The following is a 25393-nucleotide window of genomic DNA, read 5'->3' as shown; positions in this document are numbered from 1 at the left end:
GACGCGAACGGCTCGGGAGGCCGGAGTTCGTTCCGGACGAGCCATTAGGAGGACATCATGATCGCAGCACCACTCGATGCAGTCGCAGGCAGCAAGGGCAAGAAGCCCTTTTATAGCCATCTTTACGTTCAGGTTCTCGCGGCTATCGCCGCGGGTATCCTGCTCGGCCATTTCTATCCCGAATTCGGTACCCAGTTGAAGCCGCTTGGTGATGCCTTCATCAAGCTCGTCAAGATGATCATCGCCCCGGTCATCTTCCTGACGGTCGCGACCGGCATTGCCGGCATGAGCGACCTGCAGAAGGTCGGCCGCGTCGCAGGCAAGGCGATGCTCTACTTCCTGACCTTCTCGACGGCGGCGCTTATCATCGGCATGATCGTCGCCAATGTCGTCCAGCCCGGGGCCGGCATGAACATCGATCCGGCCTCGCTGGACCCGGCGGCGGTCGCCAGCTACGCCGCAAAGGCGCATGAGCAGAGCGTCGTCGGTTTCCTGACCAACATCATCCCGACGACGATCGTCGGCGCCTTTGCCGATGGCGACATTCTGCAGGTGCTGTTCTTCTCGGTGCTCTTTGGTATCGCGCTCGCGATGGTCGGCGAAAAGAGCGAACCGGTCGTCAACTTCCTCAATGCCCTGACTGCGCCCGTGTTCAAGCTTGTCGCCATCCTGATGAAGGCTGCCCCGATCGGTGCGTTCGGCGCCATGGCATTCACCATCGGCAAGTACGGCGTCGGGTCGATCGCCAACCTCGCCATGCTGATCGGCACCTTCTACCTCACCTCGCTGCTCTTCGTCCTCGTCGTTCTCGGCGCTGTTGCCCGCTACAATGGCTTCTCGATCGTGGCGCTGCTGCGCTACATCAAGGAAGAACTGCTACTGGTCCTCGGCACGTCGTCTTCGGAGGCCGCCCTTCCGGGACTGATGAACAAGATGGAAAAGGCCGGCTGCAAGCGCTCGGTTGTCGGTCTCGTCATCCCGACAGGCTATTCCTTCAATCTTGACGGCACCAACATCTACATGACGCTGGCGGCGCTGTTCATCGCCCAGGCAACCGGCATCCATCTCTCCTGGGGTGACCAGATCCTGCTGCTCTTGGTGGCGATGCTGAGCTCCAAGGGTGCCGCAGGTATCACCGGCGCCGGCTTCATCACGCTTGCCGCGACGCTCTCCGTCGTGCCCTCCGTGCCGGTCGCCGGCATGGCGCTCATCCTCGGCATCGACCGCTTCATGTCGGAATGCCGGGCGCTGACCAACCTCGTCGGCAATGCGGTTGCAACGATCGTCGTGGCGCGTTGGGAAAACGAGCTGGATACGGCGCAGCTTGCTGCGGCGCTGGGTGGCCAGAGCGGAGAGGATACTTCGGCTGCCGGGTTGCAGCCGGCCGAATAACCAGCCGGACTGTTCGCAGTCCTAGAATTCTTGCAACGGCCCGTTATCCGACGGGCCGTCCTCTTTTCCGCCTCAGCTGCGATTGTCGCCGAGAAGGCTGTTGTAAACGGCGCCGATCGCGCTCGCTTCCTTCTCCAGCGCGAAATTCGCCCTGACATGCCGCAGCGCATTCTCGCCATGCGCGATCGCCAGAGCGGGTTCTGCGATGTAGGGCGCGATTGCCCGCGTCAGCGCTTCGCCATCGCCGGCGGCGACGACCGAGCCTGTCTCGCCCGTGACGATGAGTTCGGCATAGGCGCCCGCATCCGATGCCACCACCGCGGTGCGCGAAGCCATGGCTTCGAGCGGCGTCAGGCCGAAGCCTTCGTTGCGAGAAGGGGCGACGTAAAGCGTCAGGCGGCGATACCAGACCTTGATGTCAGGCACTTCGCCGAGAAAGAGGATGCGGTCGCTCAGCCCGGCGGCGGCGACATCCGCCTTGAGACTGTCTGCGAATGCCGCGTGCTCCGCGGTCACGCGGCCGGAGACGACGGCCGTCCATTGTGGGTGCTGCGGCAGCAGTTCGATCATCGCCCTGACGAAAAGATCAGTGCCTTTCTGATGGCGCACGCGGCCGAAACAGCCGACCAGATGGCGGCCGGGCAGGCCGGTGGCGGCGATGCCGTCCTCTGCGGTTTCCGGCGGATGGAACAGCGCAAGGTCAACGCCGTGCTGGATGACCGTGTGCGGCACCTCGAGGAACGAGCCGGAACGGTCACTGGTCGCGATGACAGCGTCCATGCGGCGGATCAGCCATTTCGTATAGGCGGTGTGGCGGCGTTGCGCCGCCGAGGTGAAGAGAAGCTTCAGCGGCATGCGCGTGAGATGGCGAAGCAGGATGCCGACGGCCATCTCGTTGTTGCGGCGAGCGTGCCAGATACGCCGGCGCCGGCGCGCAGGCGGGCGCCAGAGGCCGAGGAGCTGCCGCCATTTAAGTTTCGGCAGGTCCTCCGGCAGGCCGGGACCGAGTGTCGCGATCTTGATGCCGAGCCGGATCTGGCACGGGATGAGCTGGACGATGGTCGACGTGACGCCGGAGAGCCGGCGCTTGAAATTAGGCGCGATGATCTCGACGTCACGAATATCCGGCAAGGGAGGGGTCTCGCGGCTGGCGGGCGATCAGCCCCAGGAAACCTGAAGGATCTCGTAGGCCTTGGAGCCACCCGGCGCGTTGACCTCGATGGAATCGCCGACTTCCTTGCCGATCAGCGCTCGGGCGATCGGCGAAGAGATGGAGATGCGGCCGGCCTTGACGTCGGCTTCCTGGTCGCCAACGATCTGGTAGGTCTTTTCTTCCTCGGTGTCCTCGTCGACGAGCTTCACCTTGGCGCCGAACTTGATCTTGTCGCCCGACATCTTGGTGAGGTCGATGACCTCGGCGCGCGCCGTCAGGTCTTCCAGCTCGCTGATGCGGCCTTCATTGTGGCTCTGGGCTTCCTTGGCGGCGTGGTATTCGGCGTTTTCGGAAAGGTCGCCATGGGCACGGGCTTCGGCGATCGCCTCGATGATTCGCGGGCGCTCCTCCTGCTGGCGCCAGCGCAGCTCTTCCTGCAGCTTGACGAAACCGCCCTGTGTCATCGGTACCTTTTCAACCATTTTTCTGTCCTTCAATCCTTGTATCCGCACAATCAGCGGCGAACACAAAAGAAAACAGGTCCCGAAGGGGAGCTTCGGAACCGTGCCACAATCTTAGTCGGACGCTTATAGCAGATCGCCAAGGCCGATTTCCAGAAAATTCGCATGAAAGAAACGCGGCCCGCCCCAACATCAGGTGATGCGCCTCAAAATTGTGCAGGAGGCGGATGGTCCGGCCCATCCTTGGCCGGTGGGCGGTCCGACCATGGCTCTATCGTGAAGCTTCCCTGCCGCGGCAGGTTCGGGGACAGATTTCCGCGATCGATCACCGACTGGTGGATGACCGCACCGTCAGGAATGAAACGGCGATCCTGGAGCGGCAGGTAGATCCCTTCCCTGTTGCCGCGCTTGCGCCAGGAGGTTTCGGGCACGCGGCGGGGAATATATTCGAGAAGCCGCCATCCGGCGGTCATCGAATGGTGCGGATTGGCTTGCGCGTTCGGGGCCACGTAGTTCTGGATCGGCCTGCTGTTGTTCCCGAGCACGACTGCCTTGACCGTCTGGTCGATATAGTCGAGGCCGGTCTGCTTGGTTTCACTGATCATCCATTCGAGCGGGATCTTGATGATGCCGCTTTCCTTTTCCGGGTAGCCGCCGCCGACGTCGCCGTGGACGCCGGCAAACCAGACTTCCTTGACGTTCTGCGGCACCGGCTCCTTCGGCCGGAATGGCCCGCCCCAATATTCCTGCCCCGGCGTCCAGGGCATCGGGTTGAACATCGTCCGCCGCTCGTCGATTGCCATGGCATGGCGCACCCATTCGACGCTCGGATTCTTCCTGGTGAAGGGCAGGGTCCTTAGCTGCGGCAGCCATTTGCCCATCTCGATCACCGAGGCTACGGTATCGAAAAGCCCGAGCAGTTTGATCTTCGGCCGGTAGGTCTTCAGCGTCCTTTCATAGAGCCGCATGCTGGAAAAGGCCGATGGAGCATCATCGTCGGTCGCGCCGGCGAAGCCGCCGGCCTTCGCTTCGTTGTCGGAGATGCCCTTGTAGGTCCTGTAGGCATAATCGATGAGATTGACATGGTGCCGGCTGACGATGCCCAGCGCATGGATGAAGCCGGCGAGAACCCGGGCGCCATAGGCGCCGCGGCTGAAGCCGAAGATATGGATGCGGTCGCTATCCTCACCGCTGCCGCGTGGCGCGTGCTCATAATTGTCGACGATGAAGCGGTAGGCTTCCTTGACGTTCTGGTCGAGACCCCACCCGGTCGCCAGGCCCCAGACTTCGATGCTCTTGCGATAGGCCCTGGACCAGGCATTGGCCGCGCCAAATGTGCCGACACCGGGATCGTAGTAGACGATTTGCGTCGACGAACGTTTCAGAACGCCGAAAAGCCTGAGGATATTGGTGCGGTCCGCCGCAATCTCATTCGACGTGCCATCGAAGAGGATGACGATATTCTTGCTCATGCTCGCCCCCTGTTTGCGGGAATGCTAACATGATCGCGAAAGATGTGCATCGGACGAAGCGCGAAGGCCGCGCCTTGTTTCTCATTCGAATTCGGGACAGGAGCAGGCGCGCGCGCTGCGCCCGCCTGTGGACCGATCTCAGGCGAAGTAGCTTTGCAGCGGCCGCACTTCCAGATTGCCGGCCTTCAGCGCCTTGATCGCTTGGGCGGCGGCCTCGGCGCCTGCCATCGTCGTGTAATAAGGCACCTTCTGCATCAGCGTCGCACGGCGCAACGACTTGGAGTCCGAGATCGCCTTGTTGCCATCGGTCGTGTTGATGACGAGCTGGACCTGGCGGTTGCGGATCGCGTCCTCGATGTGCGGACGGCCTTCCAGCACCTTGTTGATCTTGGTGGCGGTGATGCCGTTTTCGGCGAGGAAGCGGGCGGTGCCGCCGGTCGCCAGCACCTTGAATCCCTGTTCGACGAGGATGCGAATCGCCGGGAGAACGCGCGGCTTGTCGGCGTCGCGCACGGAGACGAAGACCGTGCCGTCACGCGGGAGCTCGACGCCGGCGCCAAGCTGCGACTTGGCGAAGGCCAGCGCAAAATCGGTATCGAGGCCGATGACTTCGCCGGTCGAGCGCATTTCCGGGCCGAGCAGCGTGTCGACGCCGGGGAAGCGGGCGAAGGGGAAGACGGCTTCCTTGACGGCAATGTGCTTCAGCTTGCGCGGATCGGGCTTTTCACCATAGGCGGCGAAGGTGGCGTCGAGTTTCTCGCCGGCCATGACGCGGGCGGCGATCTTGGCGATCGGCGCGCCGATGGTCTTGGCGACGAAGGGCACGGTGCGCGAGGCGCGCGGATTGACTTCGAGAACGTAGACGGTGCCGTCCTTGATGGCGAACTGGACGTTCATCAGGCCGCCGACATTGAGCGCCTTGGCCATAGCCTTGGCTTGGCGTTCGAGTTCGTCGAGCAGTTCGACCGACAGCGAGCGCGGCGGCAGCGAGCAGGCGCTGTCGCCGGAATGGATGCCGGCTTCCTCGATGTGCTCCATGATGCCGGCGACATAGACGTCGGTGCCGTCTGAAAGGCAGTCGACATCGACTTCGATGGCGTTGCTGAGATAGCTGTCGAAGAGCAGCGGGTTCTTGCCGAGCAGGGTGTTGATCTGGCCGGTCTTGTCGTTGGGATAGCGCTGCTTGATATCCTCAGGTACCAGTTCAGGCACGGTATCGAGCAGGTAGCTCTGCAACTGGCCTTCCGAATGCAGGATCTGCATGGCGCGGCCGCCGAGCACGTAAGAGGGACGCACGACCAGCGGGAAGCCGATTTCGGTGGCGACCATGCGGGCCTGCTCGACCGAATAGGCGATGCCGTTGTTCGGCTGGTTGAGGTCGAGCTTCATCAGCAGCTTCTGGAAGCGGTCGCGGTCCTCGGCAAGGTCGATCATGTCGGGCGCGGTACCGAGGATCGGGATGCCGTTCTTTTCCAGCGCCTCGGCAAGCTTCAGCGGCGTCTGGCCGCCGAACTGGACGATGACGCCGACGACCTCACCCTTTTCCTGTTCTGCCCGCAGGATCTCGATCACGTCTTCGGCCGTTAGCGGCTCGAAATAGAGGCGGTCCGACGTGTCGTAGTCGGTCGAGACGGTTTCCGGGTTGCAGTTGATCATGATCGCTTCATAACCCGCATCCTTCAACGCGAAGGCGGCATGGCAGCAGCAATAATCGAACTCGATGCCCTGACCGATGCGGTTCGGGCCGCCGCCGAGGATGACGACTTTCTTGCGGTCGGAAATCTCGGCCTCCGAGCGGGCGGCGCCGACGAAGGGCGTCTCGTAGGTCGAATACATGTAGGCCGTCGGCGAGGCGAATTCGGCCGCACAGGTGTCGATGCGCTTGAAGACGGGGCGGACGTTCAGGCTGTTGCGGAATTCGGCGACTTCCTTCGGGCGCTTGCCGGTCAGCGTCGCCAGGCGCGCGTCGGAAAAGCCCATGGCCTTCAGCATGCGCAGGTTGGCGGCATCCTGCGGCAGGCCCTGCTCGCGAATACGGGCCTCCATCTCGACGATCGCCTTCAGCTCGGCGATGAACCAGGGGTCGATCTTGCAGCCTTCGTGGACTTCGGCTTCGCTCATGCCCTGGCGCAGCGCCTGGGCGACCATGCGGAGCCGATCGGGCGTCGGTGTGCCGATTGCAGCGCGGATGGCGTTCTGGCTGGATTCGCCCTCTTCAAAGCCGGGGATCTCGATTTCGTCGAGGCCGGTCAGGCCGGTTTCCAAGCCACGCAGCGCCTTCTGCAGCGATTCGGCGAAGGTGCGGCCGATTGCCATGACTTCGCCGACCGACTTCATCGCGGTCGTCAGCACCGGCGAGGCGCCGGGGAATTTCTCGAAGGCGAAACGTGGGATCTTGGTGACGACGTAGTCGATCGACGGTTCGAAGGAGGCAGGCGTTGCGCCGCCGGTGATGTCGTTTTCCAGTTCGTCGAGCGTATAGCCGATCGCGAGCTTGGCGGCGATCTTGGCGATCGGGAAGCCGGTGGCCTTGGAGGCGAGCGCCGACGAGCGCGAAACGCGCGGGTTCATTTCGATGACGACGAGACGGCCGTCTTTCGGATTGACGGCGAACTGGACGTTCGAGCCGCCGGTCTCGACCCCGATCTCGCGTAGCACCGCGATCGAGGCGTTGCGCATGATCTGGTATTCCTTGTCGGTCAGCGTCAGCGCCGGCGCGACGGTGATCGAATCGCCGGTATGGACGCCCATCGGGTCGATGTTTTCGATCGAGCAGATGATGATGCAGTTGTCCGCCTTGTCGCGGACGACCTCCATTTCATATTCCTTCCAGCCGAGCACCGATTCCTCGACCAGCACTTCGGTGGTCGGCGAGGCATCGAGACCACCGCCGACAATCTCGAAGAATTCCGAGCGATTGTAGGCGATGCCGCCGCCGGTGCCGCCGAGCGTGAAGGAAGGGCGGATGATGGCGGGCAGGCCGACATGATCGATCGCCTGGGCAGCAATCGCCATGGCATGGCTCATGTAACGCTGCTTGCGGTCGCTCTCGCCGAGGTTCCACTGGTTTTCCAGCTCGTCCAGTGCCGTGTCGAGGGCGGGGCCGGAAAGGCTTTCACGCAGCTTGATGCGCTCGGCCTCGTGCGTCTTGCGGTCGAGGTCCTTGATGTCGGTGGCGTTCGCCAGCATGGAGCGCGGGGTTTCCAGCCCGATACGGGCCATCGCCTCGCGGAACAGCGCGCGGTCCTCGGCCATGTCGATGGCGGCGGGCTTGGCGCCGATCATCTCGACATTGTAGCGATCGAGCACGCCCATGCGCTTCAGCGAAAGCGCGGTGTTCAGCGCCGTCTGGCCGCCCATGGTCGGCAGCAGCGCATCCGGGCGCTCCTTGGCGATGATCTTGGCGACGACTTCGGGGGTGATCGGCTCGACATAGGTGGCGTCGGCAAGGCCCGGATCGGTCATGATCGTCGCCGGGTTGGAGTTGACGAGGATGACGCGGTAGCCTTCCTCCTTCAGCGCCTTGCAGGCCTGGGTGCCGGAATAGTCGAACTCGCAAGCCTGGCCGATGACGATCGGTCCCGCGCCGATGATGAGGATCGATTTGATATCTTGGCGCTTCGGCATGAGTGCTTCCGTTTTCTGGCTGCGCAGAAAGCCGGCCAGGGTGGGAGATCACCGGGTCGGGTCGCGCATGCTGGGTCTTTTCAGGCTAGAAGCGGCTTATAGGCAAATGTATTTGCAAACGGAACCCCATAAATCGCGGAATCGACACGAATCCAACACGGCGCGAAGGGCTACTTCTCGTCAGACACGACCAGCACCTGGATTTCGCCGTCACCCGCCGGATTGGTGAGGGCGTCGGGCGCTTCCTCAAGTCCGATCCGTCTGGATTCGGCGGCTCAACCATGATCCTGTCACAGGAAGAGATCCAGTGGTGCGTCCGTGGGTGAAATGTTCAATCATGCGGGTCTGCCCGCTGATTTACGGGAACAATATCATGCCCGTAAAAGTTCGCGGCTGAGAAAAAACTGGAGACTGTGATGGTAGATCCTAAAGACAAAGAACCGGCAGAAGGCTCGCGGGAGACAGTGGATAAGGAGTTGGCGCGCCAAGAGGAGGGAAAGTGGCCAGGCATCGCCCACAAAGGCGCCGGACAGAAAGGACCACCGCAACCACGCTCAACGAACAAGTGAGGCCGCCGAGACGTTTGTTTTCGGTGCGAATGAAGTCGCTGGAATTCCGGCCGCCGACGGATATATAGATTGCTTGAGTGCAAGCAGGGGCATTGCCGGGGAGAGCGAAGATGGAATGGAGAGGCCGGCGTCAGTCCGACAATATCGAGGATCGCCGTGGCGATCCGACCGGCGGCGGTTTCGGCCGCGGCGGCGGCTTTAATTTCCCCTCCGGCGGCGGCGTTCGCCGGGCCGGCGGTGGCCTCAGCATCGGCACGATCATCTTCCTCGTCGTCATCTATTTTATCTTCAAGGCGATGGGTATCGACCTGATGCAGGTGCTCGATACCGGCGGCACGACGAGCGGTCCCGGCTACGAGCAGAGCCAGTCCGGCGGCACGCGCACGCCTGCCAATGACGAGATGACCGCCTTCATGCGCACCGTTCTTGCCGAGACCGAAGATACCTGGCAGGGCATTTTCCAGGCGCAGGGCCAGAATTACGAGGAGCCACGCCTCGTGCTGTTCTCGGGCTCGACGGCTTCGGCCTGCGGCTCGGCATCGGCGGCAACAGGTCCGTTCTACTGCCCGAGCGACCACAAGGTCTATCTCGACACCGAGTTCTTCCGGGAGCTTTCCGACCGGTTCGGCGCGTCGGGCGATTTTGCCGAGGCCTATGTCGTTGCCCACGAGGTCGGCCATCACGTGCAGAACTTGCTCGGCATCCTGCCGAAGTTCAACCAGGCCCGCCAGCGCATGAGCGAGGCCGAGGCCAACAAGATGTCCGTGCGCGTCGAGCTGCAGGCCGACTGCTTCGCCGGCATCTGGGGCAAATATACCCAGCAGAAGGGCCTGCTGGAGTCCGGCGACTTGGAGGAGGCGCTGAACGCCGCCCAGCAGATCGGCGACGATACGCTGCAGAAGCGGTCACAGGGTTACGTCGTCCCGGAAAGCTTCAACCACGGCACCTCGGAGCAGCGCGTCAGATGGTTCAAGCGTGGCTTCGACAGCGGCCAGTTGTCGGCCTGCGATACGTTCTCCGGGCCGATTTAGGAGTGGAGAGGAAGGGCGCATGGCACAACACTCATCGCGGCCCTCCCGATCCGTCCTTATATCTCGCTGTCCATATGCTGCAGCATGTGTTCGGGATAACGCCCACCCGCGGCCGCATCTTTCGGCACGGCGCGTTCGATGATGGCGAAATCTTGCGGTGAAAGATCGACGGCGCGTGAGCCGAGCGCCTCCGTCAATCGATCGCGGCGGCGAGCGCCGATGATCGGGACGATATCCTTGCCCTTGGCGGCAACCCAGGCGATGGCGATCTGGGCGACAGAGACGCTCTTTGCCTCGGCAATCTCACGCAGCTTCTCCACCAGAGCGAGGTTCTGCTCGATATTCCCTTCCTGGAAGCGCGGGCTGTAGGCGCGGAAATCGCCGGCCGTCCCACCGTGGCCCTTTTGCCAGTGGCCGCTGATCAGGCCGCGCGAGAGCACGCCGTAAGCGGTGATCGAGATGCCGAGTTCGCGTGTCGTCGGCAGGATCTTCTCCTCAATGCCGCGCGAGATCAGCGAATACTCGATCTGCAGGTCGACGATCGGGGCGACAGCGGCGGCGCGACGGATGGTATCGGCGCCGACTTCCGACAAGCCGATATGCCTGACATAACCCGCCTTGACCATGTCGGCGATGGCACCGACCGTGTCTTCGATCGGCACGTTCGGATCGAGGCGGGCAGGACGATAGATGTCGATATAGTCGACGCCGAGGCGCTGCAGCGTATAGCTGAGGAAGTTTTTCACCGCGACCGGGCGGGCGTCAATGCCGTTCCAGCCGCCGACGGGATCGCGCAAGCCGCCGAACTTGACGCTGATGACGGCGTTTTCGCGCCTGCGGCCCTTCAATGCCTCGCCGATTAGCATTTCGTTATGGCCCATGCCGTAGAAATCGCCGGTGTCGAGCAGGTTGATGCCGGCATCGAGGGCGGCATGGATCGTCGCGATGCTTTCTGCGCGATCGGACGGGCCGTACATGCCCGACATGCCCATGCAGCCGAGACCGATGGCCGAGACATCGGGTCCGGTCTTTCCCAAACGATAGGTCTGCATTGTCTTCTCCATCTTCTGCGCCGCGGCGCGATCGCATATCCGCGCCGGGCGTCGTCATCGATGCTGCCGTTCTACCGCTTTCGCATTCGGGCGATAATCGGAGAGTATCAAACAGGCTGTGCGGGGGAATGCACAATGACCGGTCTCTCTTGTGATCTGGATGCCGTCGCGGCGATTGCAAGAGAACGCGTTGCCCGACGATCCGCTGGGCGGCTCTCGATTTTCTGAAGCTGGAACGGCAGCGCGCGCCCTCCGGTTGAGATCTCTCATAAATTCCCGTACAGCATTATCAAAAGCTTTGAAATGTTCACGGATTGTTTCGGTTTCTTTTCTGAGCTATGTCACTTTCTCGGCGACGAGATCGTCTTTTCAGGACCAACCGCTGTAGAGATGCCTCATGCTTGACCCGAAATTTGTTCGCCGCGGCCTTTTCCTGGTCTTCATCATCCTTTTCCTCGACATTATCGGCATCGCCATCATCATGCCGGTGCTGCCCGCCTATCTGGAGCAACTGACCGGCGGCAGCGTCAGCGATGCGGCGATCGACGGCGGGTGGCTGATGCTCGTCTATGCCGGCATGCAATTCCTGTTCGCGCCGCTGCTCGGAAACCTGTCCGACCGTTTCGGCCGCCGGCCGATCCTTTTGCTTTCGGTGCTGACCTTCGCGATCGACAATTTCATCTGCGGCATCGCCACCAGTTTCTGGATGCTGTTCGTCGGCCGCGTGCTTGCCGGCATCAGCGGCGGCAGCTTCGCCACCTGCTCGGCCTATATCGCCGACATCAGCACGGAGGAGAACCGGGCGAAGAATTTCGGGCTGATCGGCATCGCCTTCGGCGTCGGCTTCACCATCGGCCCCGTCGTTGGCGGTGTCCTCGGCGAATTCGGCCCCCGTGTGCCATTCCTCGGCGCGGCTGCGCTGTCGCTTGTCAATTTCATCGCCGCCTGCTTCCTTTTGCCCGAAACGCTGGAGGCGAAGAACCGCCGCCGGTTCGAATGGAAACGCGCCAATCCGCTCGGCGCGTTGCGCCAGATGCGCCATTATCCCGGCATCGGCTGGGTCAGCCTCGTCATGTTCCTATTCTTCCTGGCGCATGCCGTCTATCCCTCGGTCTGGTCGTTCGTCTCAACCTATCGCTACGGTTGGAGCGAGGGACAGATCGGCCTGTCGCTCGGCATTTACGGCATCGGCGCCGCGACCGTCATGGGGCTGGTTCTGCCGCGGATCGTGCCGGTGCTCGGCGAGTGGAAGACCGCTCTTCTCGGCCTCTGCTTTTCAGCTGCAGGATTGACCGGCTATGCCTTCGCCTGGGAGGGCTGGGTGGTTTACGTTGTCATCGTCGCGACCGTCATCGAAAACGTCGCCGACCCGCCGCTGCGCAGCATCGCCGCCGGCATGGTGCCGCCGTCGGCGCAGGGCGAGCTGCAGGGCGCGCTGACCAGTCTCAGCAGCATCACCACCATTGTCGGGCCACTGATCTTCACGCTGATGTTTTCCTACTTCACGCGGCCCGAGGCGCCTGTCACTTTTGCCGGCGCGCCGTATCTCACGGCCGCCGTGCTCATCCTTCTGGCCGCCGGGGTATTCCTCACAAGGGTTCGGGTGAGGGAGCCGGCCGAGGCGCTGGAAGCCACGGGCTGACCGATCAGAAATGGTGATGCGATGATGAATTTTTCATCATCTGCCTCATTTGGGGTAGTTCTTTGCAGGGCTTTGATCTAAGCCCGGATGGTATTTCGCCGCAAGTTGCGGCGACACATATTTCAATCACAGGACTGGTGTCATGGACACGCCGATCGACGCGCGCAGGCTTGCGCCGACAACCGATAATCGTTGGGGCGCACATTTCCGCGCCACGCTGGCGCTCGGCGTTCCGCTGATCGGCGCGCAGCTTGCCCAGCTCGGCATCAACACCACCGACGTGATGATCGTCGGCCGCCTCGGCGCCGAGCATCTGGCGGCAATGGTGCTTGCGGCACAGTTCCTGTTCACGATCCTGATCTTCGGCTCGGGCTTTGCCATCGCCGTCATTCCGATGGTGGCACAGGCCTATGGCCGCGGCGACCTCGTCTCGGTGCGCCGGTCGCTGCGCATGGGTCTGTGGGTGGTGATCGCATACTGGGTCATCATGCAGCCGGCCTTCTTCAACTCGGAGCAGATCCTTCTCTTGGCACAGCAGAAGCCCGAGGTGGCCAAGCTCGCTCACGGCTACATCATGATCGGCCAGTTCGGCGTGTTGCCGGCACTGCTTTTCAATGTCATGCGCGCCCTGGTGAGCGCCATCGGCAAGGCGGGCATCATCCTCAACGTCACCATCGCCACGCTGGTGATGAACGCGATCTTCGCCTATATGCTCGTGCTCGGCCATTTCGGCTTTCCGGCGATGGGGCTCGAAGGTGCTGCAATCGTTTCGGTCGCCGTGCAGACGGCCGGCTTCCTGTTCATCCTGGCTTTCGTGCAGCGGCGGGAAGAGACGCGACGCTACGAGATCTTCGTGCGGTTCCGGAAGCCCGACTGGCATGCGCTGCTGGAGGTCATCCGGCTTGGTTTCCCGATCAGTGTTACCATCCTCGCCGAAGTCAGCCTGTTCACGGTGGCTTCGCTGTTGATGGGCTATATCGGCACCATCGAGCTTGCGGCTCATGGCATTGCCCTGCAATGGGCCTCGATCGCCTTCATGATCCCGCTCGGCCTCAGCCAGGCGGCAACGGTGCGCGTCGGTGTCGCACACGGGCAGGGCGATTATCTGGGGCTGGTGCGCGGCTCGATCACGGTGCTCATCCTCGCCTGCGCCATTTCAGCGGTCGGCAGCGTGCTCTTTGCTACCATGCCACAATTCCTCGGCAGCTGGTTCCTCGACGTCAACTCGCCCGAGGCGCCTAGGGTGCTTGCCTATGCCGGGCCGCTGATCGTCGTTGCCGGACTTTTCCAGCTCGTCGACGGGTTGCAGGTGATTGCCAATGGATTGCTGCGCGGCCTCAAGGACGCCCGCGTGCCGATGATCATGGCGTTGATCGCCTACTGGCCGATCGGCTTCTTCCTCGCCTGGGCCTTTGCCTTCCCGCTGGGTTTCGGTGGCATCGGCATCTGGTTCGGCTTCCTCGTCGGACTGGCGGCCGCCGCCGTCATGCTCTGCGCGCGCTTCTACCTTCTTCTCCGCCGGGAGGCGGAACTGGCCCACGCCTGAGCCGGCCGCCTCTGCGGTCAGGCCGCGACAGGCTTGTAGCCGGCGATATCGGCGCGAATGCCGAGACGCGCAAACATTTCCTGCGGATCGAAATTGGCGGCCTTGTGGGCCGCAGCGACGGCGGCCCGCGCGCGTTCGACGACCTCTGTATTTTCCCATTCGGCAATCGTGACGAAATTGAATTCGCCCGGACCGGCGACCTGCTCCAGCACCCTGTGATCGATGAAGCCGTCCTGCGCCTCCAGCACCTTGTGGGTCATCATCACTCTGACGAGAAATTCCTCGCGTGCCGCCGCCGGCACGATGAACTTGTCTACTCGAAAGAAAGCTCCGCTCATCCAGTTTTCTCCTGCATCAGATGTCTGCAGGCAGATCTGTAATTCCTCAATTTAAGCTGAGGTCAAGAGGCGGGTAAAGAAAAAGGCCCGGCTGCTGCATAATTCCTCAAATCGGAATTGATTTAATGAATTATGCAGAAATTCAAAGTGTTACAGCGTCCTTTGCGCATCTGAAAAGACGCGCGGCGCTGCAAGCGGGCCTTCCTCGGAAATGGGCATTATTTGAAATCAGCGCTCGGCGAGCGCCGGTTCGCCCTTCTTCTCGCGCACCATGTTGATGAAGCGGCGGAAGAGATAGTGGCTGTCCTGCGGGCCGGGAGAGGCTTCCGGATGATGCTGGACGGAGAAGACCTGCTTGCCGAGGACGCGCAGGCCGCAATTGGTGCCATCGAAAAGCGAAATATGAGTCTCTTCAACGCCATCCGGCAGCGACTTCGAGTCGACCGCGAAGCCGTGGTTCATCGAGACGATCTCGACCTTGCCTGTGGTATGGTCCTTGACGGGGTGGTTGGCACCATGATGGCCCTGATGCATCTTCTCGGTTTTCGCGCCGAGTGCGAGGCCCAGCATCTGGTGGCCGAGGCAGATGCCGAAGACCGGAATATCGGTCTTAACAAGCGTCTTGATCACAGGCACGGCATATTCACCGGTTGCCGCCGGATCGCCCGGGCCGTTCGACAGGAAGATGCCGTCCGGCTGCATGGCGAGCACATCTTCGGCGCTCGTTGCGGCCGGCACGACCGTCACTTTGCAGCCGAGGCCGGCAAACAGGCGTAGGATGTTGCGCTTGACGCCGTAATCCAGGCAGACGACGTGGTATTTCGCGTCCGTCGCCTTGAGTTCACCGTAACCTTCATTCCACACCCACGGCGTTTCGACCCATTGCGAGGACTGGCCGGACGAGGCGATCTTGGCAAGGTCGAGACCTTCGAGGCCGCTCCAGGCTTTGGCTTCGGCCTTCAGCGTCTCGATGTCGAAGACGCCGTTCGGGTCGTGGGCGATCACCGCGTTCGGAGCGCCGTTCTCGCGGATCCAGGCGGTCAGCGCGCGCGTGTCGATGCCGCAGAGACCGATGACGCCGCGGGCCTTCAGCCATTGGTCGAGGTGCTTGGCGGCGCGGTAGTTCGAGGGGTCCGTGATGTCGGCCTTGAAGATGACGCCGACGGCGCCATGGCGGGCGGCAGGGGTCAGATCCTCGATGTCCTCATCATTGGTGCCGATATTGCCGATATGCGGGAAGGTGAAGGTGACGATCTGGCCGAGATAGGAAGGGTCCGTCAGGATCTCCTCGTAGCCTGTCAGCGCGGTGTTGAAGACCACTTCGGCCGGCACCTTGCCGGTGGCGCCGATGCCCTTGCCTTCGATGACCGTGCCGTCGGCAAGAACGAGCAGGGCGGTCGGCTTTTCGATTGTCCAGGGTGCTGTCGCGGTCATCTTCATCCCGTTTCCGGCAGGCGGGCGCGTTGCCGCGGCTCGCCGCCTTTTGATCTCGCAGGCGTGTGGACGCGGCAATGCCGCGCGCTTGAGGCCTGATCACGAATTTTGGTGCAGGTGGCGGTAAATAGCCACGCAATCGCTTAGCGTCAATCTTTGTAGCCGAGATTGCCGCCGTTTTCCTGCGCTTTATCGCGCCGACCGCGCAATTTATTTGATCCCCCGCATCAGCCTGGTTTATGAAGCGGCATCAAAACAGGAGTGAAGACCATGCTGCGCGATCAACTCGCCACCCAGCTGAAAGAGGCGATGAAGGCCAAGAATGCGGAGCGGCTTTCCACCGTCCGGCTGATTCAGGCCGCGGTCAAGGACCGGGATATCGCCAATCGCGGCATCGGCAAGGAGCAGGCGAGCGACGACGAGATCCTGCAGATTCTCGCCAAGATGGTGAAGCAGCGCGACGAATCGGCCAAGATCTACGAGGAGAATTCCCGGCCGGAGCTTGCCGCCAAGGAGCGCGCGGAAATCACCGTCATCCAGGATTTCATGCCGAAGCAACTTTCGGACAGTGAAGTGCGCGCCAACGTCTCGGCGATCATCACTGAAACGGGTGCCGCGGGCGCCAAGGACATGGGCAAGGTGATGGCGGCGCTGAAGGAGCGTTATGCCGGCCAGATGGATTTCGCCAAGGCGTCGGCGACGGTCAAGGAACTGTTGAACGGATAAGCCTCAGATGGCGCGTCTTGCCTGCGGTTCGTCACGGACCGCAGGCCCGAGCACCGCTTCGGCGGCGGCATCGATGATGGCGAATTTCGCCGCCTGATAATTCCAATATTCGCGGATGAAATGGGCCGACAGCCAGAAGTCGCCCTTGCGGGAGGGTTCGGTCCAGCCAATGCTCTCCATGGTCGCTGCCTGCATCAGAAGGCGCTTCAGGTGGGTATTGGAGATCATGAACTGTTCGCGGATTTCCCTGAGCGACAGAGGGCCGAGCACGACGCGATCGGCCGTTCTTGGAAATTCGGGAAGGCGCGAGATCAGGTAGTCCATCACCAGCCCGCCGGAATTCGCCCAGTTGAAGAGGTTGAAGGTGGCGCCCGGATTGCGGACCGCCTCACTCCCGATGATCGCCCTTGCGATCAGCGGCTGGATCGCTGCCATCATCGCCGAGGGATCGGCGGTGATCTTATTGGCGCGCTCACCACCGTCGAGACCGTCGAGGATCATCATATGGGCGACGAGCCATCGGGCGAAATGCTGCTCGGCAATTTCGGTGGGCTCCAGGTAACGTGTGCGCTTATCGGGACCGGGAACCGGTCGCAGGAAGCGATAGGCCAGCATTTCCTGCATGAAGGCCGCGGCCGTGTTGCGGCTGGCAATGTCGTTCCTGACTGCAAAATCGATGAAGCGGCCGGAATAGAGGCCGCCGCTCTTCCCGTCGTCGGAATAACCGTAATGAAGCGCGAAGCCGGCATGGGCCATCAGCCAGCGCTGCTGCGCGGCGAAGATCGAGGCGATGCGCGGGCTCTCGCGATAGATGGCGAGCATCTGATCGGCGCAATGAAGGATGGCCGCGAGAAAGCGGTCGTCTGCTGCAAGATTGTCCGCGGTAAAAGCCATTTGGAGAGGTCCAGGGAGTTCGGCGCATCCATCTTTCATGCGAGCGCCGCCTGTCAACGGTTTTGTCAATAAGAGGTTAATTTCAAAAGGAGAGTCGTCGCAAGAGAGCATAAAATTTAAGAAGGCAGGAGCTGGGGGCGCTCCTGCCTTCTTGCTCTTTGCGTCCACCCCGGCACGCAGGGCCGAAGCCCAAGCCGGAGGGTATTTGCAAAGACACCCTTGCGAAGCGGCGCCGGGGGTAGGGATGGTGCTTCGCTCGGGGATCGCTTTGTTGAGATCGAACCTATTGCGGTGCAGCGGCTTATTCAAATTACAAAAAAATAATAATTGCCGGAAACGGTGGTTTAAGAGGCGTCGAAGCGGACTGTCGGGAAGTGGCGAGCAGGATGATGAAGCGCAATCATCTGAAGGGGTAATCCATTGTTTCAAAAATATTTTTTCTCACCTCTGTTGGATGCCGCCGCTCTTGCCGAAGCTTTTCTGACGGCGGAATTCTGGCTCTGAAGGGACAATAATGTCGCACCCTGTCGCAGGGGGCGATAACGTGTTGTTGATTGGATAATCGGAACCGCCGATGACCGCCACATAGCCTGTGAATAGCGGGTTTTCATGACAAGTTTCGTGGCATGGAGCGGAAAAGCAGCTTATATGGAGGTTGGCCAAGAGGTATAAATGCGCTTTTCCAACACCTTTCTCGATGATATCCGCGATCGCGTTCCGATTTCGAACGTGATTGCGCGCCGCGTCAGCTGGGACAAGCGCAAGACCAACGTGTCGCGCGGCGATTACTGGGCCTGCTGCCCGTTCCATGGCGAGAAATCGCCGAGCTTCCATTGCGAGGACCGAAAGGGTCGCTACCACTGCTTCGGCTGCGGCGTCACCGGAGACCATTTCCGCTTCCTGACCGAGCTGGAGGGCCTGAGCTTCCCCGAGGCGGTGCAGCAGATCGCCGATATGGCCGGCGTGCCGATGCCGCTTGCCGACCCTGTGATGGAGAAGCGCGAAAAGGAGCGCGGCTCGCTGATCGACGTCATGGAAATGGCGACACAATTTTTCCAGGATCAGCTGCAGACGGCGAACGGGGCGAGGGCGCGCGCCTATCTGCGCGACCGCGGATTGACGGGGCGCACCATCGAGACCTTCCGTCTCGGCTTTGCGCCCGACAGTCGCAATGCGCTCAAGGAATTCCTCGCCGGCAAGGGTGTCTCCAAGGAGCAGATCGAGGCCTGCGGCCTGGTCGTCCATGAAAACGTGCCGGTTTCCTACGATCGTTTCCGCGACCGCATCATGTTCCCGATCCTTTCGTCGCGGGAAAAGGTGATCGCTTTCGGCGGCCGCGCCATGTCGGCCGATGCGCCGGCGAAATATCTGAACTCCAACGAGACGGAGCTCTTCCACAAGGGCAATGTCCTTTACAATTTCGCCCGCGCGCGGCGCGCGATCCAGGGACCGGGCCGCGGCGACGGTCAGGACGACGATGCGACCGGCACGATCATCGCCGTCGAAGGCTATATGGATGTGATCGCGCTCTATCAGGCGGGCATAGAGAATGCTGTCGCGCCGCTCGGCACGGCGCTCACCGAAAACCAGCTCGAGCTGCTCTGGAAGATGGTGCCGCAGCCGGTGCTCTGCTTCGACGGCGACGGCGCCGGCATCCGCGCTGCCAACCGCGCCGCCGAACTGGCATTGCCGCATCTGAAGCCCGGCCGTTCCGTTCGCTTTGCGCTTCTGCCCGACGGCAAGGATCCCGACGATCTGGTGCGCGATGATGGGCGCGCGCCTTTCGACAAGGTGATGAGCCAGGCAAAGCCGCTCTCCGAGATGCTTTGGAGGCGGGAGGTCAATACCGGCAAGTTCGACACGCCCGAGGCGCGCGCCGAGCTCGAGGCGCGGCTGAAGCAATTGGTCGCGGTCATCGCCGACGAGAATGTGCGCCGCCACTACCAGCAGGATATTCGCGACCGGCTGAACGCCTTCTTCCAGCCGCAGTTCCAGAACCGCAACAATGGCGATCGCCGCGCCGGCTTCAACGGCAACGGCAATTACCGGACGGGCCGCGACAATGCCGGCAAGGCCGGGCCGAAAAGTCCAAGCGTCATTTCCGAAAGGCTCGCCCGTTCAGGCCCGGTGCGTGGCCACCAGAACAATACGGCACTGCGGGAAAGCGTGCTGGCGCTGACCGTCGTCAATCATCCCTCGCTGATGATCGACGATTATGACGAGATCGCCGCGATCGAATATGACAGCCGCGAGTTGCAGCGGCTCTGGTCGGCGATGCTGGGAGCGGCCGCGGCCGTCGCCGGCCCGCATCTGACACGCGAATATCTGACCGAAAGGCTGGAATTCGAAGGCTTCGGCCCGCTCATCAAGAGCCTCGACCAGCAGGTGCGCAATGCCCGGCTGTGGATCGCGACCGAGGAGGCGGCGATGGAGGATGCGCGTGAGGGATACCGCCAGGCGCTGGCCTCCCACAAGCGGGCGAAGGCGTTGCGCCGGCAGAAGATCGAGCTCGAGCGCGAAATCGCGCTGGCGACCGAAGCCGGCGACGGCGAGGCGATCGTTCAGCTGATGCGCGCGCAGCAGGAAGTGCATTTCGAAGGGGTGCGCCTAGAGAACCAGGAGGCCATCATCGATGGCTTCGGCGTGCTTTCCGGCCGCGTCAAAGGGGCGGCGAACCACTGATGTCGCTGACCGAACGAAACGAACCGGGCTTTTCCGCTTCCGGCGCGCTGTTTTCTTCCGGCCGCTCGCCGCTCGATATCCTCAAGCAGGTCTACGGCTATTCCTCCTTCCGCGGCAAGCAGCAGCAAGTCGTCGAGCATGTGGTTTCCGGCGGCGATGCGGTCGTGCTCTTTCCCACGGGTGCCGGCAAATCGCTGTGCTTCCAGATCCCGGCGCTCTGCCGCGACGGCGTCGGTATCGTCGTTTCGCCGCTAATTGCGCTGATGCGCGATCAGGTGGAGGCGATGAAGCAGCTCGGCATCCGGGCGGCCGCGCTCAATTCGTCGCTGTCGCGCGAGGAGTTCGTCGAGGTTCGCCGCGCGCTTTCGGCAGGCCAGCTCGACCTTCTCTATGTGACGCCCGAGCGCATTCTGACCGATGGTTTCCGCGAGCTGATCGCCAACGAGAAGATCGCGCTGTTTGCCATCGACGAGGCCCATTGCGTCTCGCAATGGGGTCATGATTTCCGGCCGGAATATCGCGCTCTCGGCCGGCTTGGCGAGCAATATCCCGGTGTTCCCAGAGTGGCGCTGACGGCGACGGCCGATCCGCATACGCGCGACGACATCATCGAGCGGCTGGGGCTCGATGCTGCCGAAATCTTCACCACCAGCTTCGACCGACCGAACATTGCCTACGAGATCGTCGAGCGCGACCAGCCGCGCCAGCAACTGCTGAGGTTCCTGTCCGGCCACAAGGGCGACAGCGGCATCGTCTATTGCCTGTCGCGCGCCAAGGTCGAGGATACGGCGGAATGGCTGAACGGCCAGGGCATTCGCGCCCGTGCCTATCATGCCGGCATGGACAGGGCGGTTCGTGACGCCAATCAGGATGCCTTCTTGAAGGAAGAGAATCTTTGCCTGGTCGCCACCGTCGCCTTCGGCATGGGCATCGACAAACCGAACGTGCGTTATGTCGCCCATCTCGACCTGCCGGGTTCGGTCGAAGCCTATTATCAGGAGACAGGCCGCGCCGGCCGCGACGGCCTGCCGTCCGAAGTCTGGATGGCCTATGGCATGGCCGACGTCATCCAGCGCGGCCGGATGATCGACGAGGGCAGCGCCGCCGCGGAGATCAAGCGGGTCGAACGCGCCAAGCTCAACGCATTGCTGGCGATCTGCGAGACCGCCTCCTGCCGCCGTCAGGCAATTCTTGCCCATTTCGGCGAAGCGCATGCCGGACAATGCGGCAATTGCGACACCTGCCTGAAGCCGGTCGAGACCTGGGAGGGCACGGAGGCGGCGATCAAGGCGCTGGCGGCCGTCTACCGCACCGGCGAGCGTTTCGGCGCTGGCCATGTCGTCGATGTCCTGCTCGGCAACGTCAACGAAAAGACCGAACGTTTCGGCCATGCCGAGATGCCGGTCTTCGGCGCCGGCAAGGATATTCCGGCGCGCGCCTGGCAGTCGGTCTTCCGCCAGTTGCTCGCCATGGGGCTGATCCGCGTCGACCACGAGGCTTTCGGGGCGCTGAAGCTGGAGCCGGAGGCGCGCGCCGTCTTCAAGCACGAGCGGCAGGTGTTCTTCCGCAAGGACCGCCCGGCCTCGGAACGGCGCACGAAGAAGGCAGAGCGCAGCGAACGCAAATCGGGACTGTCAGGCGCAGACGGCGGTCTTTTCGAGGCGCTCAGGGCCGAGCGCATGGCGATCGCCAAATCGCTCGGCGTGCCGCCCTATGTCGTCTTCCCCGATACGACGCTGATCGCCTTCGCCACGGAGCGACCTCGCAGCCGCAAGGAGTTGCTCGCCATATCAGGCGTCGGGCAGGCGAAGCTCGAACGTTACGGCGATGCCTTCCTCGAGATCATCCTGGCGCAGGACAACGGCTGAGCGGACCCGTCTGATCCTTGAGATCGGACGAGGGGGCATGGTATTCCTGCTCTTAAGGGAGGAGTGCCGATGGCCCAGAATATCTACGACCGACCGGAATTCTTCGCCGGATACAGCGGCATGAGACGATCCTTGCACGGGCTCGACGGAGCATCGGAGTGGCCGGCGGTGCGCGCGTTGCTGCCCGATCTTTCCGGCAAGCGTGTTGTCGATCTCGGCTGCGGCTTCGGCTGGTTTTCGCGTTTTGCCGTGAGCCAGGGTGCTGCAAGCGTGCTTGCGCTCGACATCTCGGAAAAGATGATCGCCAGAGCGAGGGCCGATACGGCTGACGCAGCGATCACCTACGAGATCGCCGATCTCGAGCGTCTCAGACTTGCTCAAGCCTCCTTCGATTTCGCCTATAGCTCGCTGGCGCTGCATTATATCGAGGATTTCGCCGGTCTCGCCGCGACGGTCTATCGCGCGCTTTTGCCGGGATCGCAATTCGTCTTCACCATCGAGCATCCGATCTTCATGGCGCCGACCAATCCCGCCTGGGCCACCGATGCCGAAGGGCGGCGCATCTGGCCGCTCGACCGCTATTCCGTCGAAGGTCCGCGCACCACCGACTGGCTCGCCAAGGGTGTCGTCAAGCAGCATCGCAAGCTCGGCACCACGCTCAACACCTTGATCGCGGCCGGTTTTGCCATTCGCCATGTCGAGGAGTGGAGCCCGAGCGAAGATGAGCTCCAAGACAATCCAGACTGGGCCGAGGAGCTGGACCGGCCGATGTTCCTGCTGATTGCGGTTCAGCGCTGAGAAGACAAACGGGCGGCAATATGCTAACCCGGCGGGCAAACGGAAATCTCCGGGAAAGGCCGTCCATGACCTCGCAATTTCTCTCCCATCTCAGCAACGAGATCTCGGCGCTGAAGGATGCCGGCCTCTACAAATCCGAGCGCGTCATCAGCTCCAAGCAGGCGGGCGAGATCGCGATTTCCACCGGCGAGCGGGTGCTGAATTTCTGCGCCAACAACTATCTCGGCCTTGCCGACAACCAGGAACTGGCCGAGGCCGGCAAGCAAGCGCTCGACCGATACGGCTACGGCATGGCCTCGGTGCGTTTCATCTGCGGTACGCAGGAAGAGCATAAGCAGCTCGAGGCGCGCATCTCCTCCTTCCTCGGCATGGAAGACACGATCCTCTATTCCTCCTGTTTCGACGCCAACGGCGGTCTCTTCGAAACGCTGCTGTCGGAAGAGGACGCGATCATCTCCGACGCGCTGAACCACGCCTCGATCATCGACGGCGTCAGGCTTTCGAAGGCCAAGCGCTTCCGCTACGCCAACAACGACGTGGCGGCACTCGAAGAGGAACTGAAAAAGGCCGAAGGCAGCCGCTTCAAGCTGGTTGCCACCGACGGCGTCTTCTCGATGGACGGAATCATCGCCAATTTGGGCGGTGTCTGCGATCTCGCCGAGAAATACGGTGCGATGGTCATGGTCGATGACAGCCATGCCGTCGGTTTCGTCGGCAAGAACGGTCGCGGCTCTGCCGAACATTGCGGCGTCGAAGGCCGGATCGACATTATCACCGGCACGCTGGGCAAGGCGCTCGGCGGCGCCTCGGGCGGCTATACCTCTGCCAAGGCCGAAGTTGTGGAGTGGCTGCGGCAGCGCTCGCGGCCCTATCTGTTCTCTAACACGCTGGCGCCCGTCATCGCCGCCGCCTCGCTCAAGGTTTTCGACCTTATCGAAAATGGCGATGCCTTGCGCAAGCGCCTTTCCGACAATGCCGATCTGTTCCGCACCGAAATGACCAAGCTCGGCTTCACGCTTGCCGGCGAAGGCCATCCGATTATCCCCGTCATGCTGGGTGATGCCAAGCTCGCCCAGGATATGGCAAGCCTGATGCTGAAGAAGGGGATCTATGTGATCGGCTTCTCCTTCCCCGTCGTGCCGAAAGGCCAGGCCCGCATCCGCACGCAAATGTCGGCGGCGCATTCGCGGGCGGATGTGGAGCGGGCAATCGCGGCCTTTGCCGAGGCAGGGCGGGAACTGGGTGTGATTTGAGTGGGATTTGAGAATAGGGTTTGCCCCTCACCCTAACCCTCTCCCCGCCAGCGGGGAGAGGGGACCTGCCAAACGCAGCGTCAAGGGGAAGGAAGCCGGTGCGGCATATCCCTTCGCCCCGCTTGCGGGGAGAAGGTGCCGGCAGGCGGATGAGGGGCTGCGACAGATACGGGGTCAAGGAATACAGATATGTCGAACATGATGAAGGCGCTGGTCAAAGCGAAACCGGAGGTCGGGCTCTGGATGGAGAATGTGCCGGTGCCTGAGGTCGGGCCGAACGATGTGCTGATCCGGGTGAAGAAATCGGCGATCTGCGGCACCGACGTCCATATCTGGAACTGGGACCAGTGGGCGCAGAAGACCATTCCGGTACCGATGGTGGTCGGCCATGAATTCTCCGGCGAGATCGCCGAGATCGGTTCGGCGGTCACCCGCTATCATATCGGCGAGCGGGTCTCCGGCGAGGGGCATATCGTCTGCGGCAAGTGCCGCAACTGCCGGGCGGGCAGGGGGCATCTCTGCCGCAACACGCTCGGTGTCGGCGTCAACCGCCCGGGCTCCTTCGGTGAGTTCGTCTGCATTCCCGAAAGCAATGTCGTGCCGATCCCGGACGATATTTCCGACGAGATCGCCGCGATCTTCGATCCGTTCGGCAATGCCGTGCACACCGCGCTTTCCTTCGATCTCGTCGGCGAGGACGTGCTCGTCACCGGCGCCGGACCGATCGGCATCATGGGCGCGCTCGTCGCCAAGCGATCCGGCGCCCGCAAGGTCGTCATCACCGATATCAATCCGCACCGGCTGGAACTGGCGCGCAAGCTCGGCATCGACCATGTCGTCGACGCATCGAAGGAAAACCTCGCCGACGTGATGAAGGCGATCGGCATGACGGAGGGTTTCGACGTCGGGCTCGAAATGTCTGGGGCCGCACCTGCCTTCCGCGACATGATCGACAAGATGAACAATGGCGGCAAGATCGCCATTCTCGGCATCGCGCCGGCGGGCTTCGAGATCGACTGGAACAAGGTGATCTTCAAGATGCTCAATCTCAAGGGCATCTACGGTCGCGAGATGTTCGAGACCTGGTACAAGATGATCGCCTTCGTCCAGGGCGGCCTCGATCTCGCGCCGATCATTACCCACCGGATCGGCATCGACGATTTTCGCGACGGCTTCGAGGCGATGCGGTCGGGCAATTCCGGCAAGGTTGTCATGGACTGGAAGTGAGGAGGACGACATGCTCTGCGAAGGAAGCTGCCATTGGGGCAAGGTGGCTTTCGAGGTCGAAGGCGAATTCGATATTGGTGCGCTGACGGTGAAGGCGTATGACGGCGCGGCGCGTTAGCCACTATCTCTCGGAAAGCACGATGCGCAGATTCAAAGTGTTAAAGGGCGCACGGCGCTCTAAAGGCGTATATACCGTCTGCACAACTGCAAAAATGAGGGAAATAACCG

18 protein-coding genes are annotated in these 25393 nt (G+C 62.1%); 10 read left to right on the top strand and 8 right to left on the bottom strand.

Features of this window, described 5'->3' with window-relative positions; genetic code table 11:
• Positions 1-57: 57 nt before the first annotated feature.
• Positions 58-1392 (top strand): dicarboxylate/amino acid:cation symporter, encoded by a 1335-nt coding sequence (locus tag N1937_RS15065; protein ID WP_260056474.1) that lies wholly within the window; start codon positions 58-60, stop codon positions 1390-1392.
• A 72-nt stretch (positions 1393-1464) separates the two neighbouring features.
• Here the strand turns inward: N1937_RS15065 and N1937_RS15060 are convergent, their stop codons facing one another.
• The 4 genes from N1937_RS15060 to carB form a co-directional block, all read right to left on the bottom strand.
• Positions 1465-2523: a glycosyltransferase family 4 protein gene (locus N1937_RS15060; RefSeq protein ID WP_260056473.1), complete on the bottom strand. Its 1059-nt coding sequence runs from the start codon at positions 2521-2523 to the stop codon at positions 1465-1467.
• A gap of 27 nt (positions 2524-2550) precedes the next feature.
• The gene (greA, locus tag N1937_RS15055; protein WP_017965278.1) at positions 2551-3027 is read right to left on the bottom strand and encodes a transcription elongation factor GreA; all 477 of its coding nucleotides are present in this window, start codon (positions 3025-3027) and stop codon (positions 2551-2553) included.
• A 185-nt stretch (positions 3028-3212) separates the two neighbouring features.
• Positions 3213-4478, bottom strand: coding sequence for a T6SS phospholipase effector Tle1-like catalytic domain-containing protein (locus tag N1937_RS15050; protein WP_260056472.1), 1266 nt, complete (start codon positions 4476-4478; stop codon positions 3213-3215).
• Between the two features lie 138 nt (positions 4479-4616).
• Positions 4617-8105, bottom strand: coding sequence for a carbamoyl-phosphate synthase large subunit (gene carB / locus N1937_RS15045; RefSeq protein ID WP_222295022.1), 3489 nt, complete (start codon positions 8103-8105; stop codon positions 4617-4619).
• A 679-nt stretch (positions 8106-8784) separates the two neighbouring features.
• Between carB and ypfJ the strand changes: the two genes are divergently transcribed.
• Complete coding sequence (ypfJ, locus tag N1937_RS15040; RefSeq protein ID WP_017965273.1) at positions 8785-9705, top strand: KPN_02809 family neutral zinc metallopeptidase; 921 nt, start codon at positions 8785-8787, stop codon at positions 9703-9705.
• Between the two features lie 56 nt (positions 9706-9761).
• Here the strand turns inward: ypfJ and N1937_RS15035 are convergent, their stop codons facing one another.
• Positions 9762-10757, bottom strand: coding sequence for an aldo/keto reductase (locus N1937_RS15035; RefSeq protein WP_260056471.1), 996 nt, complete (start codon positions 10755-10757; stop codon positions 9762-9764).
• 397 nt (positions 10758-11154) lie between these two features.
• Here N1937_RS15035 and N1937_RS15030 point away from each other — a divergent pair, with 397 nt between their 5' ends.
• Positions 11155-12399 carry a TCR/Tet family MFS transporter gene (locus N1937_RS15030; RefSeq protein ID WP_260056470.1) on the top strand — a complete coding sequence of 415 codons (1245 nt, stop codon included), beginning with the start codon at positions 11155-11157 and terminating at the stop codon, positions 12397-12399.
• A gap of 142 nt (positions 12400-12541) precedes the next feature.
• On the top strand, positions 12542-13945 hold the full coding sequence (locus N1937_RS15025) for an MATE family efflux transporter (RefSeq protein ID WP_260056469.1): 1404 nt from the start codon (positions 12542-12544) through the stop codon (positions 13943-13945).
• Positions 13946-13962: 17 nt separating this feature from the next.
• Here N1937_RS15025 and N1937_RS15020 read toward each other — a convergent pair whose 3' ends face one another.
• Positions 13963-14283, bottom strand: coding sequence for an antibiotic biosynthesis monooxygenase family protein (locus N1937_RS15020; RefSeq protein ID WP_260056468.1), 321 nt, complete (start codon positions 14281-14283; stop codon positions 13963-13965).
• 228 nt (positions 14284-14511) lie between these two features.
• Positions 14512-15717 carry a glutamine-hydrolyzing carbamoyl-phosphate synthase small subunit gene (carA, locus tag N1937_RS15015; protein ID WP_032985309.1) on the bottom strand — a complete coding sequence of 402 codons (1206 nt, stop codon included), beginning with the start codon at positions 15715-15717 and terminating at the stop codon, positions 14512-14514.
• A 270-nt stretch (positions 15718-15987) separates the two neighbouring features.
• On the opposite strand from carA, the gene N1937_RS15010 reads away from it, so the two are divergent.
• Positions 15988-16443 (top strand): GatB/YqeY domain-containing protein, encoded by a 456-nt coding sequence (locus tag N1937_RS15010; RefSeq protein ID WP_065280775.1) that lies wholly within the window; start codon positions 15988-15990, stop codon positions 16441-16443.
• Between the two features lie 3 nt (positions 16444-16446).
• On the opposite strand, the gene N1937_RS15005 is transcribed toward N1937_RS15010, so the two are convergent.
• Complete coding sequence (locus N1937_RS15005) at positions 16447-17337, bottom strand: hypothetical protein (RefSeq protein ID WP_162116565.1); 891 nt, start codon at positions 17335-17337, stop codon at positions 16447-16449.
• Positions 17338-18009: 672 nt separating this feature from the next.
• On the opposite strand from N1937_RS15005, the gene dnaG reads away from it, so the two are divergent.
• From dnaG to tdh, 5 genes are all read left to right on the top strand, one after another.
• Positions 18010-20019 carry a DNA primase gene (gene dnaG / locus N1937_RS15000; protein WP_162116566.1) on the top strand — a complete coding sequence of 670 codons (2010 nt, stop codon included), beginning with the start codon at positions 18010-18012 and terminating at the stop codon, positions 20017-20019.
• Positions 20019-21887 (top strand): DNA helicase RecQ, encoded by a 1869-nt coding sequence (gene recQ / locus N1937_RS14995; protein ID WP_162116567.1) that lies wholly within the window; start codon positions 20019-20021, stop codon positions 21885-21887. Before dnaG ends, recQ begins: the two co-directional genes overlap by 1 nt.
• A gap of 69 nt (positions 21888-21956) precedes the next feature.
• The gene (locus tag N1937_RS14990; RefSeq protein ID WP_017965217.1) at positions 21957-22685 is read left to right on the top strand and encodes a class I SAM-dependent methyltransferase; all 729 of its coding nucleotides are present in this window, start codon (positions 21957-21959) and stop codon (positions 22683-22685) included.
• A gap of 65 nt (positions 22686-22750) precedes the next feature.
• Positions 22751-23938: a glycine C-acetyltransferase gene (locus N1937_RS14985; RefSeq protein WP_162116568.1), complete on the top strand. Its 1188-nt coding sequence runs from the start codon at positions 22751-22753 to the stop codon at positions 23936-23938.
• Positions 23939-24127: 189 nt separating this feature from the next.
• Positions 24128-25165 (top strand): L-threonine 3-dehydrogenase, encoded by a 1038-nt coding sequence (gene tdh, locus N1937_RS14980; protein ID WP_162119564.1) that lies wholly within the window; start codon positions 24128-24130, stop codon positions 25163-25165.
• Positions 25166-25393 lie beyond the last annotated feature (228 nt).

The sequence above is a fragment of the Rhizobium sp. WSM4643 genome, from assembly GCF_025152745.1.
Lineage (GTDB): Bacteria > Pseudomonadota > Alphaproteobacteria > Rhizobiales > Rhizobiaceae > Rhizobium > Rhizobium leguminosarum_I.
The sequence above is the reverse complement of the archived record's forward strand: the minus strand, read 5'-3'. Positions and strand labels throughout refer to the sequence as shown.

Excerpts from the sequence above, each read along its gene's own strand:
- N1937_RS15065 (WP_260056474.1), top strand. The coding sequence starts at position 58 with ATGATCGCAGCACCACTCGATGCAGTCGCAGGCAGCAAGGGCAAGAAG.
- greA (WP_017965278.1), bottom strand. The coding sequence starts at position 3,027 with ATGGTTGAAAAGGTACCGATGACACAGGGCGGTTTCGTCAAGCTGCAG.
- N1937_RS15050 (WP_260056472.1), bottom strand. The coding sequence starts at position 4,478 with ATGAGCAAGAATATCGTCATCCTCTTCGATGGCACGTCGAATGAGATT.
- carB (WP_222295022.1), bottom strand. The coding sequence starts at position 8,105 with ATGCCGAAGCGCCAAGATATCAAATCGATCCTCATCATCGGCGCGGGA.
- ypfJ (WP_017965273.1), top strand. The coding sequence starts at position 8,785 with ATGGAATGGAGAGGCCGGCGTCAGTCCGACAATATCGAGGATCGCCGT.
- N1937_RS15035 (WP_260056471.1), bottom strand. The coding sequence starts at position 10,757 with ATGCAGACCTATCGTTTGGGAAAGACCGGACCCGATGTCTCGGCCATC.
- N1937_RS15030 (WP_260056470.1), top strand. The coding sequence starts at position 11,155 with ATGCTTGACCCGAAATTTGTTCGCCGCGGCCTTTTCCTGGTCTTCATC.
- N1937_RS15025 (WP_260056469.1), top strand. The coding sequence starts at position 12,542 with ATGGACACGCCGATCGACGCGCGCAGGCTTGCGCCGACAACCGATAAT.
- N1937_RS15020 (WP_260056468.1), bottom strand. The coding sequence starts at position 14,283 with ATGAGCGGAGCTTTCTTTCGAGTAGACAAGTTCATCGTGCCGGCGGCG.
- carA (WP_032985309.1), bottom strand. The coding sequence starts at position 15,717 with ATGACCGCGACAGCACCCTGGACAATCGAAAAGCCGACCGCCCTGCTC.
- N1937_RS15010 (WP_065280775.1), top strand. The coding sequence starts at position 15,988 with ATGCTGCGCGATCAACTCGCCACCCAGCTGAAAGAGGCGATGAAGGCC.
- N1937_RS15005 (WP_162116565.1), bottom strand. The coding sequence starts at position 17,337 with ATGGCTTTTACCGCGGACAATCTTGCAGCAGACGACCGCTTTCTCGCG.
- dnaG (WP_162116566.1), top strand. The coding sequence starts at position 18,010 with ATGCGCTTTTCCAACACCTTTCTCGATGATATCCGCGATCGCGTTCCG.
- recQ (WP_162116567.1), top strand. The coding sequence starts at position 20,019 with ATGTCGCTGACCGAACGAAACGAACCGGGCTTTTCCGCTTCCGGCGCG.
- N1937_RS14990 (WP_017965217.1), top strand. The coding sequence starts at position 21,957 with ATGGCCCAGAATATCTACGACCGACCGGAATTCTTCGCCGGATACAGC.
- N1937_RS14985 (WP_162116568.1), top strand. The coding sequence starts at position 22,751 with ATGACCTCGCAATTTCTCTCCCATCTCAGCAACGAGATCTCGGCGCTG.
- tdh (WP_162119564.1), top strand. The coding sequence starts at position 24,128 with ATGTCGAACATGATGAAGGCGCTGGTCAAAGCGAAACCGGAGGTCGGG.